Annotated in this window: 19 protein-coding genes; 6 read left to right on the forward strand and 13 right to left on the reverse strand. The window is 63.2% G+C overall.

All coding sequences use genetic code 11. The features are described 5' to 3' along the window. Positions 1 to 11: 11 nt before the first annotated feature. The 7 genes from pip to BA190_RS27210 all read right to left on the reverse strand — a co-directional run bounded on the left by pip (position 12) and on the right by BA190_RS27210 (position 7,853). Positions 12 to 1,013, reverse strand: coding sequence for a prolyl aminopeptidase (gene pip, locus BA190_RS27180; RefSeq protein ID WP_068295474.1), 1,002 nt, complete (start codon positions 1,011 to 1,013; stop codon positions 12 to 14). 237 nt (positions 1,014 to 1,250) lie between these two features. Beyond that, on the reverse strand, positions 1,251 to 2,021 hold the full coding sequence (locus BA190_RS27185; protein ID WP_068295475.1) for an amino acid ABC transporter ATP-binding protein: 771 nt from the start codon (positions 2,019 to 2,021) through the stop codon (positions 1,251 to 1,253). A gap of 8 nt (positions 2,022 to 2,029) precedes the next feature. Beyond that, the gene (locus tag BA190_RS27190) at positions 2,030 to 3,187 is read right to left on the reverse strand and encodes an amino acid ABC transporter permease (protein WP_068295477.1); all 1,158 of its coding nucleotides are present in this window, start codon (positions 3,185 to 3,187) and stop codon (positions 2,030 to 2,032) included. Positions 3,188 to 3,191: 4 nt separating this feature from the next. Further along, positions 3,192 to 4,382 carry an amino acid ABC transporter permease gene (locus tag BA190_RS27195; RefSeq protein ID WP_068295479.1) on the reverse strand — a complete coding sequence of 397 codons (1,191 nt, stop codon included), beginning with the start codon at positions 4,380 to 4,382 and terminating at the stop codon, positions 3,192 to 3,194. A gap of 206 nt (positions 4,383 to 4,588) precedes the next feature. Beyond that, on the reverse strand, positions 4,589 to 5,602 hold the full coding sequence (locus tag BA190_RS27200; RefSeq protein ID WP_068295481.1) for an amino acid ABC transporter substrate-binding protein: 1,014 nt from the start codon (positions 5,600 to 5,602) through the stop codon (positions 4,589 to 4,591). Between the two features lie 113 nt (positions 5,603 to 5,715). Further along, positions 5,716 to 6,729: an amino acid ABC transporter substrate-binding protein gene (locus BA190_RS27205; RefSeq protein ID WP_068295483.1), complete on the reverse strand. Its 1,014-nt coding sequence runs from the start codon at positions 6,727 to 6,729 to the stop codon at positions 5,716 to 5,718. 110 nt (positions 6,730 to 6,839) lie between these two features. Beyond that, positions 6,840 to 7,853: an amino acid ABC transporter substrate-binding protein gene (locus BA190_RS27210; protein WP_068295485.1), complete on the reverse strand. Its 1,014-nt coding sequence runs from the start codon at positions 7,851 to 7,853 to the stop codon at positions 6,840 to 6,842. A 724-nt stretch (positions 7,854 to 8,577) separates the two neighbouring features. Between BA190_RS27210 and metC the strand changes: the two genes are divergently transcribed. Then, the gene (gene metC / locus BA190_RS27215) at positions 8,578 to 9,768 is read left to right on the forward strand and encodes a cystathionine beta-lyase (protein WP_068295487.1); all 1,191 of its coding nucleotides are present in this window, start codon (positions 8,578 to 8,580) and stop codon (positions 9,766 to 9,768) included. A 241-nt stretch (positions 9,769 to 10,009) separates the two neighbouring features. On the opposite strand, the gene BA190_RS27220 is transcribed toward metC, so the two are convergent. From BA190_RS27220 to BA190_RS27235, 4 genes are all read right to left on the reverse strand, one after another. Further along, positions 10,010 to 10,357, reverse strand: a complete 348-nt coding sequence (locus BA190_RS27220; RefSeq protein ID WP_068295489.1) for a lipid-A-disaccharide synthase N-terminal domain-containing protein — start codon at positions 10,355 to 10,357, stop codon at positions 10,010 to 10,012. After that, on the reverse strand, positions 10,347 to 11,096 hold the full coding sequence (locus BA190_RS27225; protein WP_068295491.1) for a glycosyltransferase family 2 protein: 750 nt from the start codon (positions 11,094 to 11,096) through the stop codon (positions 10,347 to 10,349). Before BA190_RS27225 ends, BA190_RS27220 begins: the two co-directional genes overlap by 11 nt. A 13-nt stretch (positions 11,097 to 11,109) precedes the next feature. Next, on the reverse strand, positions 11,110 to 11,922 hold the full coding sequence (locus BA190_RS27230) for a phosphatase PAP2 family protein (RefSeq protein ID WP_068295493.1): 813 nt from the start codon (positions 11,920 to 11,922) through the stop codon (positions 11,110 to 11,112). A gap of 94 nt (positions 11,923 to 12,016) precedes the next feature. Beyond that, positions 12,017 to 12,919, reverse strand: a complete 903-nt coding sequence (locus tag BA190_RS27235) for a cell envelope integrity EipB family protein (protein WP_162275227.1) — start codon at positions 12,917 to 12,919, stop codon at positions 12,017 to 12,019. Between the two features lie 343 nt (positions 12,920 to 13,262). Between BA190_RS27235 and parE the strand changes: the two genes are divergently transcribed. After that, the gene (gene parE, locus BA190_RS27240; RefSeq protein ID WP_082980067.1) at positions 13,263 to 15,359 is read left to right on the forward strand and encodes a DNA topoisomerase IV subunit B; all 2,097 of its coding nucleotides are present in this window, start codon (positions 13,263 to 13,265) and stop codon (positions 15,357 to 15,359) included. 141 nt (positions 15,360 to 15,500) lie between these two features. Here the strand turns inward: parE and BA190_RS27245 are convergent, their stop codons facing one another. Continuing rightward, positions 15,501 to 16,355: a MurR/RpiR family transcriptional regulator gene (locus BA190_RS27245; RefSeq protein WP_068295494.1), complete on the reverse strand. Its 855-nt coding sequence runs from the start codon at positions 16,353 to 16,355 to the stop codon at positions 15,501 to 15,503. Between the two features lie 28 nt (positions 16,356 to 16,383). Beyond that, entirely contained in the window at positions 16,384 to 17,460 is a 1,077-nt protein-coding gene (locus tag BA190_RS27250) for a spermidine/putrescine ABC transporter substrate-binding protein (RefSeq protein WP_082980068.1), read from the reverse strand. 168 nt (positions 17,461 to 17,628) lie between these two features. Between BA190_RS27250 and BA190_RS27255 the strand changes: the two genes are divergently transcribed. The 4 genes from BA190_RS27255 to BA190_RS27270 are packed head-to-tail and all read left to right on the forward strand — an operon-like array spanning position 17,629 to position 21,590. Next, positions 17,629 to 18,720: an ABC transporter ATP-binding protein gene (locus BA190_RS27255; protein ID WP_068295496.1), complete on the forward strand. Its 1,092-nt coding sequence runs from the start codon at positions 17,629 to 17,631 to the stop codon at positions 18,718 to 18,720. Position 18,721: 1 nt separating this feature from the next. Further along, a complete protein-coding gene (locus tag BA190_RS27260) occupies positions 18,722 to 19,627 on the forward strand; it encodes an ABC transporter permease (RefSeq protein ID WP_068295498.1) in 906 nt (301 codons plus the stop codon). Beyond that, positions 19,624 to 20,454 (forward strand): ABC transporter permease, encoded by an 831-nt coding sequence (locus BA190_RS27265; RefSeq protein WP_068295500.1) that lies wholly within the window; start codon positions 19,624 to 19,626, stop codon positions 20,452 to 20,454. Before BA190_RS27260 ends, BA190_RS27265 begins: the two co-directional genes overlap by 4 nt. A 5-nt stretch (positions 20,455 to 20,459) precedes the next feature. Next, positions 20,460 to 21,590, forward strand: coding sequence for a P1 family peptidase (locus BA190_RS27270; protein WP_156771725.1), 1,131 nt, complete (start codon positions 20,460 to 20,462; stop codon positions 21,588 to 21,590). Positions 21,591 to 21,738 lie beyond the last annotated feature (148 nt).

Below are 21,738 nucleotides of genomic sequence, written 5' to 3' on the forward strand. Positions count from 1 at the left end.
CGGGAGGAGCCTCAGCCCGCCGCCGCTCCCAGCAGGCGGGCATATTTGTCTGTGGCCTCGACCAGGCGATGCAGCGTGCCCGGCTCGGAGAAGGAATGGCCGGAATCCTCCACCATCTGCAATTCCGCCTTGGGCCAGCGCTTGGCCAACTCCCAGGCCGTGACCGGCGGACAGACCACGTCGTAGCGCCCCTGCACGATAGTGCCGGGAATGTCGGCGAGCTTGCCGGCGTCGCGCAGCAACTGGCCCTCCTCCATCCAGCCGCCATGCACGAAATAATGGTTTTCGATACGCGCGAAGGCCAGGGCGAACTGTTCCTGGGCGTGTCCCGTGGCCGGCCCTTCCGGCATCAGGGTCGAGGTCTCCCCCTCCCACACGCTCCAGGATCGGGCCGCGGCCAGGCGGGCTGCCGCGTCGTCGCCCGTCAGGCGGCGGTGATAGGTCAGGATCGGATCGGCCCAGGCATCCTGCGGCAGGTCCTTGCGGAAGGCTTCCCACTTGTCCGGGAAGAAATAGGAAGCCCCTTCCCGATAATACCAGTCGAGTTCCATGCGGCGCAGGGTGAAGATGCCGCGCAGCATGAGTGCCTGCACCGTCTGAGGATGGCTCTGCGCATAGGCGAGCGCCAGGGTCGAACCCCAGGAGCCGCCGAACAGGCTCCAACGCTCGACCTTCAGCACCTCCTTGCGCAGGCGCTCCATGTCGGCGACGAGATGCCAGGTGGTGTTGGCGTCGAGATTGGCATGCGGGCGGGAGCGGCCGCAGCCGCGCTGATCGAACAGCAGGATATTCCAATGGCGCGGATCGAACAGGCGCCGGTGCTTGGCCGAACAGCCAGCGCCCGGGCCACCATGCAGAAAGGCTACCGGCAGGCCTTCCGGATTGCCGGCCAGTTCCCAATAGATGGAATGGCCGTCACCGACATCGAGCATGCCGGAGCGATAAGCCTCGATTTCGGGATAAAGCCCGCGCCTGGGCGTGCCATCGGGCTCGCTCGAGCGATCAAACGCCATGATGAAATTCCTGCGTACTGAAGTGTTTGTGCCGATAGTCGAGGAGAAGCCCCGACAATGCAAATGGCTGGCTCCTGTAGCGTTTTGCGATTTCCCGGGGGCACCTCGAATCGCAAAAACGCGTCGGAACGAGCAGTTGGAGCAAAGGGGTGTTTACACTTGAACGCGCTTTGCTTCGGGGAAGCCAGCCTGCGGAAGTGGCTGCGGCCGACGGCGAAGCCGGCCGCGCTGTGATCCTCAGTGCAGAATCTGGCTGAGGAAGAGCTTGGTGCGCTCGTGCTGGGGATTGGAGAAGAAGGCGTTGGGCTCGTTGCTCTCGACGATCTGTCCGGCATCCATGAAGATCACGCGATCGGCGACCTGGCGGGCGAAGCCCATTTCATGGGTGACGCACAGCATGGTCATGCCGTCATTGGCAAGACCGACCATGGTGTCGAGCACTTCCTTCACCATTTCCGGATCGAGGGCCGAGGTCGGCTCGTCGAACAGCATGATCTTGGGATTCATGCACAGGGCCCGGGCGATCGCCACGCGCTGCTGCTGGCCGCCCGAAAGCTGGCCCGGATATTTGTTGGCCTGCTCGGGAATCTTGACGCGCTTGAGGAAGTGCATCGCCTTTTCGGTGGCGTCGGCCTTCGACATCTTGCGCACCCAGATCGGGGCGAGCGTGCAGTTTTCCAGCACGGTCAGGTGCGGGAACAGGTTGAAGTGCTGGAACACCATGCCGACCTCGCGGCGCACCTCGTCGATGCGCTTGAGGTCGTTGGTGAGCTCGATGCCGTCGACGACGATCGAGCCCTTCTGGTGTTCCTCCAGGCGATTGATGCAGCGGATCATCGTCGATTTGCCCGAGCCCGACGGCCCGCAGATCACGATACGCTCGCCCCGCTTCACGGTGAGGTTGATGTTCTTGAGAACGTTGAACTCACCATACCACTTGTTCATATCGGTGATCTGAACGGCGATCGGGCTGAGTTCTCCAGCAGTGTTTTGAGCGGCGTTAGCCATTTTTCCCCTCAACGTTTGTAACCGGTATCGAGACGACGCTCCAAGCCCTGCGAGTAGCGCGACATCGAGAAACAGCAGATCCAGAAGAAGATAGCGGCGAATGCATAGCCCGTATAGTAGGTCACGGGCGTCGCCCAGTTCGGATCGGGAATGGACGCCTCGATCGTCTTCAGGAAGTCGAAAATGCCCACGATGGCCACCAGCGTGGTGTCCTTGAACAGGGCGATGAAGGTGTTGACGATGCTGGGGATCACCAGGCGCAGGGCCTGCGGCAGGATGATGAAGATCAGCATGTAGGAATAGTTCAGGCCCAGGGCCTGGGCCCCTTCATACTGGCCCTTGGGAATGGCCTGCAGGCCGCCGCGCACCACTTCCGCCATATAGGCCGACCAGAACAGCGCCACGCCGACAAGCACGCGCAGCAGCGAATCCGGGCGCCAGCCTTCGGGCAGGAACAGCGGCAGCATGACGTTGGCCATGAACAGCACCGTGATCAGCGGCACGCCGCGCCAGAACTCGATATACATCACCGAGATGGTACGGGCGATCGGCATGCTCGAGCGCCGCCCGAGTGCCAGGAGTACGCCGAGCGGCAGGGACGCCACGATGCCGACGACGGCGATCACCAGCGTCACGAGAATGCCGCCCCACAGATTGGTGGGGACATGCACCAGCCCGAAGAAGCCCCCCACCAGCAGCCAGAAGGCCAGCAGCGGGAAGACGACGAAGAAGTAGAGGATGCCCCAGCCCTTCGCCCCGATCCTCGGCCAGAGCAGCCAGAGGACGCCGATGGCAGCCAACAGGCCCGTGAGGTTGACGCGCCAGCGCTCGTCGACCGGATATTGGCCATAGATGAAATATTGCAGGCGTGTCTCGACGAAGGGCCAGCAAGCACCGACATGCCGCCCGACATCGGCCTCGAGGCAGGCATTGCGGTCGGTGCCGGTCCAGACGGCATCGAAGATCATGAAGCGCAGGACGCCCGGCAGCACCCAGATCACCAGCAGCACCGCCAGAACGGTGAGGATGGAGTTGGTGACGGACGAGAACAGGTTCTTTTTCAGCCAGCCGACCACGCCGGTGGTCGCAGCCGGCGGCGGCTGCGGCTCGAAGGTCTTGGTCGAGACGAAGGCCGGGCTGCCGGCGGCGGAAGTTGCGTCGCTCATGGCCCTACCTCTCCACCAGCGCAACGCGCTTGTTGAACCAATTCATGAAGCCCGCAATCGACAGGCTGATGATCAGATAGACCGCCATGGTGATGCCGATGCACTCGATCGCCTGGTTGGTATTGTTGAGCACCGTGCCGGAAAACACCTGCACCAGATCCGGATAGCCGATGGCCACCGCCAGTGACGAGTTCTTGGTCAGGTTGAGATACTGGCTGGCGAGCGGCGGCACGATGATGCGCATGGCCTGCGGGATCACCACCAGGCGCAGATTGTGGCTCGAGCGCAGGCCGAGAGCACCGGACGCTTCCGTCTGGCCATGCGGCACGCCGCGGATGCCCGAGCGCACCGTCTCGGCGATGAAGGCCGCGGTGTAGATGGTCAGGCCCAGGAGCAACGCCACGAATTCGGGCTGCAGCCGGAAGCCGCCGGTAACGTTGAAGCCGCCGACCTTGGGGTAATCCATGGTGAAGGGCATGCCGGCCGCGAGGAAGGCCAGCAGCGGCAGGCCGACGACCAGCGCCAGATTGACCAGCAGCACCGGTGGCCGCTTGCCGGTCTCCATCTGCTTGCGCTTGCCCCAGATGGCGAAGCCGATGGCCCCGAGAACGCCGACCAGGAAGGCACCGCCGACCAGGCCGGAACCCGCCTGCGGCATGGCCGCCGGAAAGAAGATGCCGCGATTGTTGAGAAAGATGCTCTCGCCGAAGGTGATCGACTGGCGCACGCCCGGCAGGGGTTTCAGCACGGCGCCGTACCAGAACAGCAGCTGCAGCAGCAGCGGGATGTTGCGGACGACCTCGATATAGACCATGGCGATCTTGGCGACGATCCAGTTGCTGGAGAGCCGGGCCACGCCGATGATGAAGCCCAGGATCGTCGCGAGGATGATCCCGAGGGCGGCGACGATCAGCGTGTTGGTGATGCCGACCAGCAGCGCCCGGCCATTGGTGGACAGCGAGGTATATTCGATCGGGGTCTGGCCGATATCGAAGCTCGCCGTGCGTCCCAGGAAATCGAAGCCGAGAGTACGGCCCTGCCTGGCCAGGTTTTCGACGGCGTTCCAAGCGCCCGTCAAGATGATGAGCAAGACGATTGCCAGCAGCAAGATCTGGAAGACAACCGCCCGTAACTTCGGATTGTTGAACCAGTGGGTACGCCCGCCGCCGTCTCCCCGGTTGACTGCCAACGTCATTGTCTCATTCTCCCCAACACGCAGATAGTCCTCACCCTTTTTCTACGGATTCCTCTGGAGCAGAGTGCATTCAAGGCTGAATGTTCATCTGCTCCACCTTCTGCCTTGATGCGTCGTTGCGATCTTGGCTGCCTTCGCCCGATCGCCAAACGCTTCGGAAAACCACCCGGCCAACGCGGAACACGTCCTGCCGGAACCGTTCCGCCTCAACGGATCGGCGGCGCGTATTGCAACCCCTTGTTCGTCCACAGGGCATTGAGCCCGCGCTCGATCTTCAGCGGCGACTTCGCGCCGAGATTGCGATCGAACACCTCGCCATAATTGCCGACCTGCTTGATGACGCGATAAGCCCACTGGTTGTCGAGGCCGAGCTGCTTGCCGAAATCGCCCTCGGTGCCGAGCAGGCGCTTGATGTCCGGCTTGTCCGATTTCAGCATCTCGTCGACATTGGCCTGGGTCACGCCGGACTCCTCGGCCTGAAGCAGCGCGAAATAGACCCATTTGACCACGTTGAACCATTGATCATCGCCCTGGCGGACCGCGATTCCCAGCGGTTCCTTGGAGATGATCTCCGGCAGCACCACATGCTCGTCCGGGTTCTTCAGGGCCAGGCGTACGCCATAGAGCCCGGAGGCATCGGTGGTGAAGGTATCGCAACGGCCGGACTCATAGGCGTTCTGCGCCTCGCCGATCGTGGCCAGCGTCAGGATCTGGTAGGGCTTGCCGATGCTGCGAAAATAGTCGGAAAGATTGAGCTCGTGCGACGTGCCCTGCTGTACGCAGACGGTGGCGCCGTCGAGCTCCTTGGTCGATTTCACGCCTAGCGACTTCTTCACCATGAAGCCCTGGCCGTCATAGTAATTGGTGGCGGCGAACAGGAAGCCGCCGGTCTCGCGTGTCAGGGTCCAGGTGGTGTTGCGCGGCAAGACATCGATTTCGGAGGCCTGCAAGGCCGTGAAGCGATCCTTGGCGGACAGAGGCACGAACTTGGTCTTGTCGGCATCGCCCAGCACGGCAGCCGCGAGGGCTCGGCAGTAATCGACGTCGAAGCCCGCCCATTTGCCCTGCTCGTTCGGGATGCTGAAGCCCGCCAGGCCCTGATGGGCGCCGCAGATCAACTGGCCGCGCTGCTTGATCGTATCGAGCGTTGCCGCACCTGCCATGGAAACACTCAAAGCGGCGAAGACGCCAACGGTCGCCGCGCAGAGTTGTTGCCTCATCAATGTCCCCCTTCGATCCTGGTCCGGCTCACCAGCGCCGCCACCGAAGTGCCGTGTCGCCATGTCTGCGTTTTCGCCCCGGAGACAAATCTCCGGGGCAGATCTTGTCGATCTCAACGGATCGGCGGGGCGTATTGCAGGCCCTTGTTGGTCCACAAGGCGTTGAGGCCGCGCTCGATCTTCAGCTTGGATTGGGAGCCGAGGTTGCGATCGAAGATCTCGCCGTAATTGCCGACCTGCTTGATCGCGCGATAGGCCCACTGGTTGTCGAGGCCCAGCTGCTTGCCGAAATCGCCCTCGGTGCCGAGCAGGCGCTTGATGTCCGGCTTGTCCGACTTGAGCATCTCGTCGACATTGGCCTGGGTCACGCCGGATTCCTCGGCCTGGACCAGGGCATAGTAGACCCATTTGGCGATGTTGAACCACTGGTCGTCGCCCTGGCGGACCGCGATCGCCAGCGGCTCCTTGGAGATGATCTCCGGCAGCACCACATGCTCGTCCGGGTTCTTCAGGGCGAGGCGCACGCCGTAGAGCTGGGACGAATCCGACGTGAAGGCATCGCAGCGACCGCCTTCATAGGCGTTTTGCGCCTCGCCGATCGTGGCGACTGTCAGGATCTGATACTTCTTTCCGAGGCTCCGGAAATAGTCGGAGAGGTTCAGTTCCTGGGTCGTGCCCTGCTGCACGCAGATCGTAGCGCCGTCGAGGTCCTTGGCCGACGCCACGCCCAGCGACTTCTTCACCATGAAGGCCTGGCCGTCATAGTAATTGGTGGCGGCGAACAGGAAGCCGCCGGTCTCGCGCGACAGGGTCCAGGTCGTGTTGCGCGGCAGCACGTCGATTTCGGAGGACTGCAACGCCGTGAAGCGGTCCTTTGCCGAGAGCGGCACATATTTGGTCTTCTCGGCGTCTCCCAACACGGCGGCCGCAAGAGCGCGGCAATAGTCGACGTCGAAGCCCGCCCATTTGCCTTGTTCATTGGGGATGCCGAAGCCGGCAAGGCCCGCATTCGAGCCGCAGATGAGCTGGCCGCGCTGCTTGATAGTATCGAGCGTACCGGCATTCGCGGCCGCAACACCCAAGGCGACAAACGCACCCGCAATCGCCAGAGAAAATTGCTTCTTCATGAATGAAATCCCTTCGTCAGTGGCTGATTTGGAGCGGGGCCGGACGAGCGCTGTCAACCGCCCTCCGAATCCCGCTCCGCAACGGTCCCTCAGGACTTATTCCGCAATTCTCAACGGATCGGCGGGGCGTATTGCAGGCCCCCCTTGGTCCACAGATTGTTGAGGCCGCGATCGATCTTCAGCACGGTCTTGGGGCCGAGATTGCGGTCGAAGCTCTCGCCATAATTGCCGACCTGCTTGACGATCCGGTAGGCCCACTGATTGTCGAGGCCGAGCTGCTTGCCGAAGTCACCCTCGGTGCCGAGCAGGCGCTTGATGTCCGGCTTGTCGGACTTGACCATCTCGTCGACATTGGCCTGGGTCACGCCGGCCTCTTCAGCCGAAAGCATGGCGTAGTGCACCCATTTGACCACATTGTACCATTTATCGTCGCCCTGGCGCACGGCCGCGGCCAGGGGCTCCTTCGAGATGATTTCGGGAAGCACGACATGGTCGTCGGGATTGGCCATCTTGACGCGCACCGCATAGAGGCCGGAGGCGTCGTCGGTGTTGACGTCGCAACGCCCGCCCTCATAGGCCCTGGCCGCTTCTTCCGGCGTATCGAAGCTGACGATGTTGTAGGGCAGATTGTGGGTCCGCATGTAGTCGGAGATCGTGAGCTGGCCGGTCGAGCCCTGCTGGGCGCAGATCGAGGCTCCCGAGAGTTCGGTCGCCGATTTGACGCCGAGTGACTTCTTCACCAGGAAGCCTTGGCCGTCATAGAAATTCACGCCAGCGAAGAGCATGCCGGCGGTGTCGCGGCCGAGCGTCCAGGTCGAGTTGCGGTTGAGCACGTCGATCTCGCCGGACTGCAGCGCGGTGAAGCGGTCCTTGGTGGAGACCGGCACGAATTTGGCCTTGGTCGCATCGCCCAGCACGGCTGCGGCGATCGCGCGGCAATAGTCGACGTCGAGGCCGGTCCATTCGCCCTTCTCATTGGGCGCGGCGAAGCCCGGCAGTCCGGTGTTGACGCCGCAGATCACCTGGCCGCGCTGCTTGATGGTATCGAGCGTATCGGCGTGCGCGCCGAACCCGCTCAACGCCAGCGCCGCACCGGCTACCGCTGTAAGAAGTGTCTTTCTCATGGATGGAGGCCCCTGTTCGCTTCGTTGTCAGTGTAACGAGAATGCCCTTGGACGGCTGGCTGCGGCGTCAGAACCGGCCAGCTCACCGGGCTTGTTTGACGTTTCCAAAGCTCAAAGCACGTTCTATCGCGAGCGCCCTCTGACTTCGGTTCTTTGTTTCGACGCGTCGTGGCGATCTTCGGCGTATCCGCCAAATCCCTCAACGCTTTAGGACAAAACACGCCTAGACGGAACGCATTTTGAACCACATCTTTGTTATCGACGACAGGGCGAGGTCCGAAACCATCGCCAGACTGCTAAACGTCGTGATTTTTTGAACTGCCGCCACCTCTTCCTGCGTTCGCGAATGGATGTTTCGAGCGTTCCCGGCGATGGCCGGGAGGAACGGGCGTTCCGTCGAGGAGGTATGATGACGAGCTCAACGATCCGGACATGCCTCGCCGGAGATGAGAAACGACCTGCCGGCCGTGCGTGCTGAAGCGGTCATTGCAAGGTCCCCCGTATCGATCTGTCCCGCGGCAAAAGCGCCCAGCTTGTTCTCGCCAGTTACGACCCGTGCCTTGCCGCCGATTGCAAGCGCTTTGGCTGCCCACGTCAAGCGGAATTCGCGAAAAGCGGCCGAATATTCACAAAACTGGTCTGTGGAAGATGTCGCGACCTTCGAGATTGACGCAGGGGCGGCCGGGGTCGAATGTAACCGTTTCAGGACCCAATCGAATCTATCATGAAGAAGATCAGCAAGGACGAGATCGCGACCTTCGGTGAAAATACGCGTCTGGTTATCGGCGGGCGCGAACCATCCGAATATCACGGCTTCGTCAATCCGCCCGTCTATCACGGCTCCACCGTTCTCGCCCCGACGACGAAGGATCTCATCAACCACACGCCGCGCTACAGCTATGGTCGCCGCGGCAATCCGACCAGCGACGCCCTGGAAGAGGCGCTGAAGACGCTCGACGGCAGCGCCGGCGTGGTGCTGTGTCCCTCGGGCCTATCGGCCGTGTCGACTGCCCTGCTCTCCTGCCTCTCGGCCGGTGACCATTTGCTGATGGTCGATTCCACCTATCAGCCCACCCGGCAGCTTTGCGACAAGGTGCTCGCCCGTTTCGGCATCGAGACGACCTATTATGATCCGCTGATCGGCGCCGGCATCGAAACGCTCATCCGCCCGAATACGAAGGCAGTCTATCTGGAAGCCCCGGGATCGCAGAGCTTCGAGATGCAGGACGTGCCTGCGATCGCCGAGGTCGCGCACCGGCACGGTGCCACCGTACTGCTCGACAACACCTGGGCGACGCCGCTGTTCTTCGACGCCTTCGGCCATGGCATCGACCTTTCGATCCAGGCCGGCACCAAATATATCGTCGGCCATTCCGATGCGATGTTCGGCGTGGTCTCGGCCTCGCGCAAGGCTTGGCCGACGCTGAAGGGCTTCCACGGCGATTCAGGCCAATGCGTTGCGCCCGACGACATCTACCTGGCGATGCGCGGGCTGCGCACCATGGGCGTGCGCCTGCGCCAACACCAGGAAAGCGCGCTCAGGGTGGCGAAATGGCTGGCCAAGCGCCCCGAGGTGCAGCGCGTCCTGCACCCTGCACTGGAGGGTGATCCGGGCCATGCCATCTGGAAGCGCGATTTCAAGGGCTCATCCGGCCTGTTCTCCATCGTGCTGCAGCCTGCTCCGATGGAGGCCATCGGCGCCTTCCTGGACGATCTGAAATTCTTCGGGCTCGGCTATTCCTGGGGCGGCTATGAGAGCCTCGCCCTCCCCTTCGACTGCAAGACTTATCGCAGCGCCACCAGCTGGGATCCGGGCGGCCCCTGCGTGCGCCTTCATATCGGCCTGGAAGACGTCGCCGACCTGATCGGCGATCTCGACGCGGGCCTGGCGCGGTTCAGGGCGGCAAGGGGATAGGACGCAGCTCCGCTGCATTGCGGTTCATTCAAGAAGGAAACGCTCCGAATTGTCATAGCCGGGCTTGGCTCGGCTATCCAGAAGCCGCACGCGGAATGCTGGCTTTCGCACCGGATTGCCAGGTCAAGCCCGGCCATGACAAAGGTCGAGCAACCACATAGACGCTTCAGTGAATTGCACTGCGGCACTGCCGCGCCTTTTGCTGCGACGATAACGTCCTGGCACCGATACGGCCGCCGTCCTAGCTCGAGGCGCCTTGCCCCTGCTCCCTTGCCTCCCGCTTTTCCTTCAGCACCAGCGAGACGTTGCGGATATAGATCGCCAGGCCCGAGCCCTGGCCGATGATATAGACGAGGTCGGCCCTGACCAAGGCATAGAGGAAGAGCAGGCCGCCGCCGCCGATCGACAGGATCCAGAAACTGAAGGGGATGACGCTCTTGCCCGCCCGCTCGCTCACCCACCACTGGATGACGAAGCGGGCAGTGAACAGGGCCTGCGCGAACAGGCCGAGGATCAGCCAGAAGTCGAAATTGGTGTAGAAGACATTGTGGAGATAGCCGCCGAGGGCGTTCGACAACTCAATCAGCATTCTGTCCCCCTCCGCTGACATCAGGCACGCGCTTGCGCCGGCGGATGAGCCACCACACGCCGACGAGATCGAGGATGCCGACCCACAGCCTGTCGAAGAAACCATAATTGGAAACGCCGGTCAGCCGGGGCCGGTCGACCACGTCGACATGGCCGACCTCGAAGCCCTCGCGCTTGACCAGGGCCGGCATGAAGCGATGCAGCGCATCGAAATAAGGCAGGGCCAGATAGACGTCGCGGCGGATGGCCTTGAGGCCGCAACCGGTGTCGCGTGTGCCGTCCTTGAGAACAGAGGCCCGCACCTTGTTGGCGGTGCGCGACTGCCAGCGCTTGAAGCCGGTGTCCTTGCGCCCGAGCCGTTGCCCCGCAACCATGCCGGTCGCGGCGCCGCCGGCGATCAGGGCGTCGACCAAGGCGGGAATATAGGCCGGGTTGTTCTGGCCGTCGCCATCGATGGTGACCATCAGGCCGCCGCGGGCATGGCGAATGCCCGTGCGCACGGCGCAGGACTGGCCGCAGGATGCCTCGTGGCGCAGGCTGCGCAGGTAGGGCAGTTCGCCCTTCAACCTGGCCAATTCTGTCGGAGTCGCATCGCTCGAACCATCGTCGACATAGACGATCTCGAAACGGCGCCCGGCCAGGGCCGCGGCGATCTCCCGGATCAGCGGCTCGACATTTCCGGCCTCGTTGCGGACCGGAACGATGACGCTGATTTCAGGCGCATTGTCTTGTGATGACATGAAGAGTCGAACCTCAGCGGCGCGCTCGCCACGCCTCGATCAGCGTCTTTGCCGCGTCTTGCCCCCGCAACGCAAGAGCACCGTCGTGGTTTTGCCGGAAAACAAGACCGCGGCGCCCCAGAAAGTCGGCAAACCAGAAGGTGGCGAACCAGCCGAACAGGGCGCCGGCGACCACATCGGCGGGATAGTGGGCGCCGAGGATCACACGGCTGAGACAGACCAGCCCGCCAAGCGCGAACAGCCAGGGACGCCAGCGCGTCCCACAGAGGAGGATGATTACCGCAGCCACCGTCCAGGCCGTGGTGGCATGGCCGGAGGGGAAGCTTGCATTGGCGGCGCGCCAGGAAAAGGGCTCGAAACTCCAGCTCGAGCCTGCCTCGACATGCAGGGGCCTGACGCGGCCGATCGCGCGCTTGACGACATTCACGGCGAGCCCGGTTCCGGCGATGGCGACAAAGGCGAAGGCAAGCTGCAGCCAGAGCTGGCGCAGGGCGGCATCGAGCCGCGGCGGCAACTCCAGATCGACAACGGCGAGCAGGACAAGCGCCAGGCCGAGCGGAATGAGATAAAGGCCGGAATCACCGAGATAGGTAACGAAACGTGCCAGCCGCACCACAAGGCGAGGCCATTCGGGCAAGATGTGCAAGGAAGCCGGATCGGCGAGCACCATCAGGGCGATGACCAGCACGCCGCCAAAGGCGATGGCGGCAGGCGTCGCCACCCGTCCGAACAGCGGCCGTGCCGGCAGGCGCGCCGGCGCCCGCAGCCGCTGGCCGAGCGCGCGCCAATTGTGCGTATGCGACCATTGACGAATGGCGTTTCTCATGACGCAGTGCCGGTCTGTGCAGCACCATCGAGCGAAGACGTAGGCTTGGCGCGGCTGGCGCCGTCCCGAAAACCGGCCCACCGCATCATGTCACTCACTTGCATTCCGTCTGCGGCAGGAAATCGAGCGACACCATCGTTCCCTTCAGGCGAAAATCACCATAATCCAGGGTCAGGCTGCCTGAAATGCCATCGGCATAGAGCTCGAAGGACATGGTGTAGACGGGGGTCTCCTCGCCGACGGCCTTCTTGGTCGGGTCGAAATAGGAGATCGTCACCGGCCAGCGATCGACGCCATCGAGTTGCTTGGCCTTGGCCTCGACGCCCTCGCGCGGCTTGTCGGGGCCGATCTTTGCACCGATCACCGCAAGCGTGTTGTAGATCTTCTGGCCGCCATCCGATCCGTCATAGACCTGGCTCTCGAACACGTGCTCGCCGGCTCGCGCCGCCATGACGATCGCCTTCATCTGGCCGGTCGGGAAGAGAACCCGCTCGGATAGATCGAATTTGGTGGATTTGGGCTTCTTCAGCGCGACACCGACCGCCCCGCTCTCGGCCCGGCTGGCTTGGCCATCGACGCTGCCATCCAGCTTCTGGTTGGTAAAATTCTGCGAATTGAAGCGGAAATTGCGCCCCTTCTCGTCCTCGAACGTGGTGGAGCGCAGATCCGAAGTGTTGACCCCGCCGCCGCTCAGGCCGATTTCGGTGACCTGCCGGAAATTGAGCGCGTAGCCGCTGCAGGCATTGCCGGAGAAATCATACACGATGCGCCCGCGCATGCTGTCGACGCTCGACTGGTCCTTGCGGCGGTCGAGATTGAGATCGTAAACGGCCCGGTGCGCGACGAAGGGAACGGTCGCCGCCGCGGGGATCGCAGCGCTCGCCGCCACCTTCTGGGGCGCAACGCCGTCCTGCGCCGAGGCCATCCCCGGCACAGCCAGGAAGAGCACGGCCGGAAGAAGCACGATCCTTGGATGGACCGGAAGTGTCATCCGCATGAAGCAAATTTCCGTTTCAAAAATCGGCATTACCATAAGTGGCACACCCTGATGCCACAATGCTCAAAGAGCCTGTCAATCATGACGGAATTAGGCCCAAAAAACGTGCCATTCCACATTCATCAACAACACCGTTTACGATCCGTTCGCGGCTGCGATACGAACATGCCATAATGAGCCGAACTGCGAATCGCCAAGCAGAGTTGTTGCGCTTCGCCCACTCGTGAGTGACGCGCAACAACTCTGCAAATGTCCGAAATCTTGCGGGTTATCCCTGATCGAACCTGCGATTCGATCAAGGATAACCCGCTCAGCGAAACGCATTGTGCGAGATACCGACTGCATGAGTGATACCTCCGATCTGTTCGGGAGCGACAAGCCCGCCCAATCCAAGACGAGCGCCGACAAGGCCGATAATGCGAAGCGACCCTCGACCCAGTCGATTGCCGCCGCCTTGAAGGCTGGACTTGCTCCTAAGCCCGCCGCGACGAAAGGCGAAGATGGCTATGGCGCCTCCTCCATCCGCGTGCTCGAGGGCATCGAAGCCATTCGCATGCGTCCCGGCATGTATATCGGCTCGACCGGGCCGGAAGGCGACGGCCTGCACCATTTGTTCGCCGAAGTGATCGACAATTCGATGGACGAAGCGGTGGCCGGCCATGCCACCTTCATCGATGTCGAGCTCACCGCCGACGGCTTCGTCTCGATCACCGACAATGGGCGCGGCATCCCGGTCGAGCCCCATCCCCAATTTCCGGACGAGTCGACCCTCCAGGTCGTGATGACAAGGCCGCATTCGGGCGGCAAGTTCAACTCCGACGCCTACCAGACCTCCGGCGGTCTCCACGGCATCGGCGTCACCGCGGTGACCGCCCTGTCGGAACTCATGGAGGTGGAAGTGGCGCGCGGGCGCGAACTCCACCGCCAGCGTTTTGCCCGCGGCGTGCCGCTCGGCCCCGTCGAGCATATCGGTGCCGCCCCCAACCGCCGCGGCACCCGGGTGCGTTTCAAGCCGGACATCGAGATCTTCAAGCACGGTATCGCCTTCGATCCCAAGCGCCTGTTCAAGATGGCGCGCTCGAAAGCCTATCTCTTCCGCGGCGTCGAGATCCGCTGGAAATGCGCAGCCGAACTGCTGATCGGCCATAGCGACGTGCCGGCCGAGGAGAGCTTCAAGTTCCCGCGCGGCCTGGAGGACTATCTGCGCTCGGCCAGCGAGGGCCTCGAACTCGTCACCGAGCAGATGTTCTCCGGCCGCGTACCCAAGCCGGAGGGACATGGTTCGGTGGAATGGGCCATCGGCTGGTTCGCCGAGGACGAGGGCTATGTCTCCTCCTATTGCAACACGGTGCCCACCCGCGAAGGCGGCACCCATGAGGCGGGCCTGCGCATCGCCCTGCTGCGCGGCCTGAAGGACCACGCCGAGCGTATCGGCATCAAGCGCGCCAACCAGCTCACCACCGAAGACGTGATGGCCTGCACGGCGGCCATGCTCTCAGTGTTCATCCGCGAACCCGAATTCTCGTCCCAGACCAAGGCCAAGCTGGTGACCACGGAGGCCAGCCGCATCGTCGAGCAGGCCCTGAAGGATGCCTTCGACCATTGGCTGGCTTCCATGCCGTCCCAGGCCGCCAAACTGCTCGATTTCGTGGTCGAAAGGGCCGAGGAGCGCCTGCGTCGCCGGGCCGAGAAGGACGTGGCGCGCAAGACCGCAACGCGCAAACTGCGCTTGCCAGGCAAGCTCGCAGATTGCTCGAACAACGCCGCGCAAGGCTCTGAATTGTTTATCGTCGAAGGCGATTCCGCCGGCGGCTCAGCCAAGCAGGCGCGCGACCGTTCCAACCAGGCGGTGCTGCCTTTGCGCGGCAAGATCCTCAACGTCGCCAATGCCGGCAAGGACAAGCTCGCCCAGAACCAGCAATTGCAGGACCTGGGACAGGCGCTCGGCTGCGGCATGGGCACCCAGTACCGCGATGATGATCTGCGCTACGAGAAGATCATCATCATGACGGACGCCGACGTCGACGGCGCCCATATCGCCTCCCTGCTGATCACCTTCTTCTGGCGCCAGATGCCGCGCCTGATCGAGCGGGGCCACCTCTATCTCGCCGCCCCGCCCCTCTATCGCCTGACCCAAGGCACCAAATCGCTCTATGCGCGTGACGATGCCCACAAGGACGAGCTGGTGAAATCGGCCTTCAAGCCCAATCAGAAGATCGAGATCGGCCGCTTCAAGGGCCTGGGCGAGATGATGCCGGCTCAGCTGAAGGAAACCACCATGGACCCCAAGAAGCGCACGCTTCTCAAGGTCACGGTGATCGACGAGGAACGCGCGGAGACCTCGATTTCCGTCGAACGGCTGATGGGCAACAAGCCCGAAGCCCGTTTTGCCTTCATCCAGGAACAGGCCGCCTTCGCCGGCGAACTGGTGGATATCTGAGACCGAGTAGCACTGGAGTGCTCCCGGCAGGGGAGCACTTCTCCGGGTGCGCGGATGTCCCGTCCGCCTTTTCTCTGCAAACGAGGCGTTTCCAGGAGCGGACGAGAGGTCCGCGCACCGGGTCATTCGCCGCGGCGAAGCTCAGGTCTCGAAATCGCCGAAGACGTCCTGGAGGCGGGTCAGCGCCTCGACGCGTTCGCTGACCTCCTCGCCCAGCACGACGATGACATTGCTCAGCATCAGGTCGAGCACGGCCGTGATCGTCGCCGCCCCGTCCCAGAGCGGGCCGTGGGATCCGGGCACCACCAGGCAGATGTCGGATACCTCCGCACCCCAGGGGCAGAACTCGTCCGTGATCAGCACCACCTTCACGCCCGCGCGGCGCGCCTCGATCGCCAGGGGCCGTGCCTTGGAGGCGAAGCGACGGACATCATGCAGGAAGAGCAGCCTGCCGCTCACCGAACCATCGAGCAGTTCGGCATAGGTGCCGTTCAACCCATCCACGAACTGCACGCGCGGACGCGTATAGGAAAGCTGGCTGGCGAAATACTGAGCGATGCCCCGCACATTCTGGTAGGCCGCGACATAGACCTCGCTGGCGCCGACCAGCGCCTCGATGGTCTGGTGCCATTCGGGTGAGGTCGTCAGGCCATAGATCATGCCGAGATTGTCGATCTGCTGCTGGATCAGGCCGGCCAGCAGCTTGCCGCCGCTGATATCCTCGCGCAGTCGGTCGACAGGCCCCTTCACCTGCCAGGCCGGATTGGAGCTGCCGCGCCGCAATTCGCGCTTGAGCTGGTCGAGGCCGTCGAACCCCATGCGCCTGAGATAGCGTCCCACCGTCATCGGCGAGAGCTCGAGGCGTTCGGCGATCGACTTGGCGGTCTCGAACGGAAGATCGGCGATGTTCCGTTCGAGATAATTGGCGATCAGCTTGTCGGATTTCGACCGCCGCAAGGCCTCGTCTTGCAGGAGCTTGAGGATACGCTGCGCCACATCACCTCCCCAGGGCGTGTCGTCGGCCTCACTGGGCCGTCTTGACCTTAGTCCAGACGCGGTCCAGCTGGCGGATGCCCGGGCCGAGATCCTGGAAGATCTGCAGCCTCTGCATGGTTTCCTGCGGCGGATTGATTTCCTTGCTATTCTTGATGTTGTCGGGGGTCAATTGCCGGGCCGGCAGATTGGGCGTGCCGTTGGTCTGCTGCGAGACGTTCAGAGCGGCGACCTCGGGCCGGGTATAGAACTGCAGGAACTTGATGGCATTCTGCTTGTTCGGCGCCGATTTGAGGACGCAGATATCCTCCTGATACATCGTGGCCCCCTCCTCCGGGATCACGAAGCCGAGATCCTTGGGGTTGCCAAACACATCGATCATCGCGCCGATGAAGAAATGCGCCGCGGCGACATCGCCCGCCCCCACCATCGGGCGGGCGTCGTAGGTAAAGGCGGCAACCTGCGGCTTCATGGCGATCACCGTCTCGGCCGCCTGCTGCAATTCGGCCGGATCGGTCGAGTTGACCTTGTGGCCGTTGAGGATCAGTCCCACCGCGAGCACTTCGCGCATGTCGTCGAGCAGGGTGAATTTCAGGCTCTTCGCCTTCACGGTGGCGATGAGATCCTTCCAACCGGTGACGTCCTTGCCCAGCACCTTACGGTTATAGAGGATGCCGACGGAGCCGAAGGCATAGGGCAGGCAATATTCGCCCTTCGGATCGCTCTTGGCCCTGAGGAAGCTGGGGTCGATGTTCTTGAAGCCCTCATAGGCGTCGATATCGGTCTTCTCGAGCAGGCCGAGCTTGGCCATGATGTCCTGCATGTGCACAGACGGGAACACGATATCGTAGCCCGTCGCGCCACCCTGAATCTTGGCGAGCATCTCCTCGTTCGAAGAATAGGTCGAGAGATTGACCTTGATCTTGGTCTCCTCCTCGAACTTCTTCAGGACCGCCGGATTGATGTACTCACCCCAATTATAGACGTTAAGCTCCTCCGCCCGGACGCTGCCCGCCGCCAGCAGCGCAGCGAGAGACAGGGCCAGGCCCGCGCACCAGGCGCGCCGCTTCGCCCGGCGGCGACCGGCCGCGTCAATGGTCTTGGTCATCGAAATTCTCCTCTGGTGGCTTGCGCCGGGCACGGACCTCCAGGGTCCGATTTTCCTTCGCGCTTTGCGGGTCACGGCTTCTGCCGGCCGTTGACTTCGCCCCATAAATGGTATCCAAATATCTTAACATAACAAGAGTTATTTTTATAACATTTCGAGGGAAGACAGATGCAGGACCAGATCGTCCGGCTGGTGGGAGCGGCCAAGGCCTTTCCCACCCCCGAAGGGCGTAGCGTGACGGCACTGGACGCGATCGATCTCGATGTGCGCCGCAACGAATTCCTGACGCTGCTCGGGCCCTCCGGCTGTGGCAAGACCACGCTGCTCCATGCCATCAGCGGTTTCGTCGAGCTTGATTCGGGGCGGATTCTCATCGACGGGGAGGACATGACCGAGCGTCCTCCCTATCGGCGCCCCGTCAATACCGTGTTCCAGAACTACGCCCTTTTCCCGCATATGACGGTGGGCGAGAACACCGGCTATGCCCTCGAAATCGCCGGCATCGGCAGGGCCGAGCGCCTGCAGCGCGTCGCCGCCGCATTGCGCATGGTCGGCCTGGAAGGCACCGAAAGCCGGCGACCGCGCCAGCTATCCGGCGGTCAGCAGCAGCGGGTCGCCCTCGCACGCGCCATCATCGCCCGGCCCAAGCTCGTCCTCTTGGACGAACCCTTGTCGGCGCTCGACAAGAATCTCCGCCAGGCCATGCAGATCGAGCTGAAGACGCTGCAGCACGAACTCGGCATTTCCTTCATCTTCGTGACCCACGACCAGCAGGAAGCCCTGACCATGTCGGACCGGGTGGCCGTGCTGTCGGGCGGGCGCATCCAGCAGCTCGACACGCCGCGAAACGTCTATGACCATCCCGCCAGCACCTTCGTGGCCACATTCGTGGGCGCCAGCAACCTGTTCGAGGGTGAGGTCCGGGGCCAGGACCTGGTGACGTCGGACGGCACCACGATCCGCCATCGCTCGGCGCGCCCAGCAGGATCGGCCAGCGCCACCGCGCTGATCCGTCCCGAGCAGTTCTTCCTGGCGGAGGGCGATACGAACCTGCCCGGCCTCGACATCGAGCTCAGGCAGATCGTCTTCGTCGGCTCGTCCTTCGAATTGTTCGGGCAGACGGGCCAGGGCCGGCCGATCACGGTCGAGGTCCCTGCCACGCGCCGCGAGGCCATCGGAGCCATCGAGCAAAGCCGCCGGGCGCGGATCTCCTACGATCCCGGCGCCGTCCATCTCATCGAACCGAGCGCGAGCGCCTGAGATGTCCATCGCCAGCCGCCGCCGTATCGAACTTTCCCTGCTCCTCGGCCCCGTCAGTGCCTTTCTCGCGCTCTTCTTCCTGGTGCCGCTTGCCATCATGATGGTCACCAGCTTCCTGGCGCCGGGCCTCTATGGCGGGGTAGAATGGACGTTCTATCCGCATAATTTCGGGCGCATCCTCGGCTTTGCCGATCCGGCCTTCGAGGAATTCGACCCGATCTACATCGCGATCTTCCTGCGTTCCCTGAAGATCGCCGCCTTCACGGTGCTGACCTCGCTGGTGGTGTGCTACCCGGCCGCCTTCTGCATCGCCGGCCTGCCGGCACGCTGGAAGAATTTCTGCCTCTTCCTGATCACCCTGCCCTTCTTCACCAGCTTGATCGTGCGCCTGTTCGTCTGGGTGCTGATCCTGCGCCAGACGGGCCTGGTCAATGAGGCACTGCTGTCGAGCGGCCTGATCGCCCGGCCGCTCGATCTCATCTACACCGACGGCGCCATCATCCTGGGCATGGTCTATGTCTACATCCCCTTCATGTTCATGCCGGTCTATGCCAGCGTGGAGAAGCTCGACTGGACGCTGGTGCGCGCCTCGCTCGATCTCGGCGCCGGGCCGGTCCGTACCTTCTTGCGCATTATCCTGCCCCTGACCGCGCCCGGCATCGCCGGCGGCGCCGTCATCGTCTTCATCCCGGCGCTCGGCAATTTCGTGGTGCCGGCCATTCTCGGCGGCGCCAAGGTGATGATGCTCGGCAACCTGATCGAGCAGCAGTTCCTGTCGGCCCGCAACTGGCCCTTCGGCTCGGCGCTGGCCATGATGGTGATGAGCGTGATGCTCGTGCTGCTGATGGTCTATGTCTTCGCCTCCAGCCGGCGCGGCGCCGCAGCGGTTCAGGGAGGCAAGGCATGAAAGCCGTCCGCTTCCTCGCTCGCGGCGGCCTCGTCGCCTATACCGCGCTATTCTTCGCCTTCATCTATGTGCCGCTCGCGGTGATCGCGGTCTATTCGTTCAATGCCAATCCGGTGAACATGATGACCTGGAGCGGCTTCACCACCGAATGGTACGCCCAGGTTCTCGGTTTCAAGACGGCGATCTCGGAGAGCGCACTCTATATCGAATCGACCGACCAGTTGCTGCGCGCCGTCCGGAACAGCCTCGTCATCGCCGGGGCAACCACGGCGATCGCCACCATCTTCGGCACGGCGCTTGCCGTCGCCCTGCATCGCTACGCCTTCTTCGGCGCCCGTTTCTACCGGGCCTCGCTGTTCATGCCCATGCTGATGCCCGACATCGTGCTCGGCATCGCCTTGCTGATCTTCTTCGTCAACGCCGGCATCGAACTCGGCTTGAAGACGATCATCATCGGCCAGTGCACCTTCCTGATCTCCTACGTGTTCATCGTGGTCTCGGCCCGCCTTGCCGGCATGGATCGCACGCTCGAACATGCCTCGGCCGATCTGGGGGCCCATGAATGGACGACCTTCCGCAAGGTGGTGTTTCCCCAGCTCCTGCCGGGCATCGTCGGGGGAGCGCTGCTCGCCTTCATCATCTCGATGGACGATCTCGTCATCACCTATTTCATCGCTGGCGTGGATGTGACGACCCTGCCGATGTTCATCTTCTCCATGCTTCGCCGCGGCATCAAACCGGAGATCAACGCGATCGCCGTGATGATGCTCGCCTTCTCCTTCGTGGTCGCCTCGCTCGGCCTCTACCTTCGCTCCCGCCAGAATTGACCAGCATGACACAAGCCAATCCTCCCGGGCGCAAGCCCCGCGCCCGCGACCTCGGCCTGCCTTTTTCAGGCAGGACGGGACCGCACAATGCCATCACCGACGTCGAAGGCGTTGCCGTCGGCTTCACCACCATTCTCGAGAACGAACCCCGCCCCGGCCGCAAGCGCCCGCTGCGCACCGGCGTCACCGCCATCCTGCCGCATGCCGCCTCGCCCACGCCGGTGCCTGTCTATGCCGGCGTGCACCGCTTCAACGGCAATGGCGAGATGACCGGCACCCACTGGATCGAGGATGGCGGCAGCTTCATCGGGCCGGTGGTCATCACCAACACCCACGGCATCGGCATGGCGCATCACGCCACGGTGAAATGGATGCTGGAGCGCTACGCCTCCACCTATGACAGCGATGATTTCCTCTGGATCATGCCCGTAATCGCCGAGACCTATGACGGCGTGCTCAACGACATCAACGCCCTGGCCCTCTCGGAAGCCGATGTGCGCGCCGCCCTCGATACCGCCACCGGCGGCCCCGTGCGCGAGGGCAATTGCGGCGGCGGCGCTGGCATGATTACCTATGGCTTCAAGGGCGGCACCGGCACGGCCTCACGCATCGTCGAGCTCGACGGTGCATCCTACACCGTCGGTACGCTGGTGCAGGCCAACCATGGCCAGCGCGACTGGCTGACCATCCGCGGCGTGCCGGTGGGCGAGCATCTCAGGGACGGCACCCCGCAGAGCCAGATGCAGGAGCGCGGCTCGATCATCGTCGTCATCGCCACCGACCTGCCGCTTGCCCCCCACCAGCTGCAGCGCCTGGCGCGCCGTGCCGCCATCGGTATCGGCCGCAACGGCACGCCCGGCGGCAACAATTCCGGTGATATCTTCCTGGCCTTCTCCACCGCCAATGCCAGGCCGATGCTGCACCGTGCCCCGCCGCGCTTCGCCATCGAAATCCTCAACGACGAGCGGCTCGATCCGGCCTATCTCGCCGTGGTCGACAGCGTCGAGGAGGCCGTGGTCAACGCCATGCTCGCCGCCGAGGACGCCGGCGGCACGCCTCATGACCGTTTCCTGATCAAGGCCCTGCCGCACGAGCCGCTACTGGAGGTGATGCGGCGCTACGGCCGCGTGGCGTGAGGGAGCCCCGCGCAAACTAACATTGTCATCCCCGGCGAGGCCGCAGGCCGAGGGAAGGGGATCCAGGGGCTACCAACCTGCCCCCTATCGGCCCCTGGATCCCCTTCCCGCCACCTTCGGCGGCGCCGGCGATGACGTCAGTTGCTTA

Origin of the sequence: Labrys sp. WJW (genome assembly GCF_001676615.1) — a bacterium.
GTDB lineage: Bacteria > Pseudomonadota > Alphaproteobacteria > Rhizobiales > Labraceae > Labrys > Labrys sedimenti.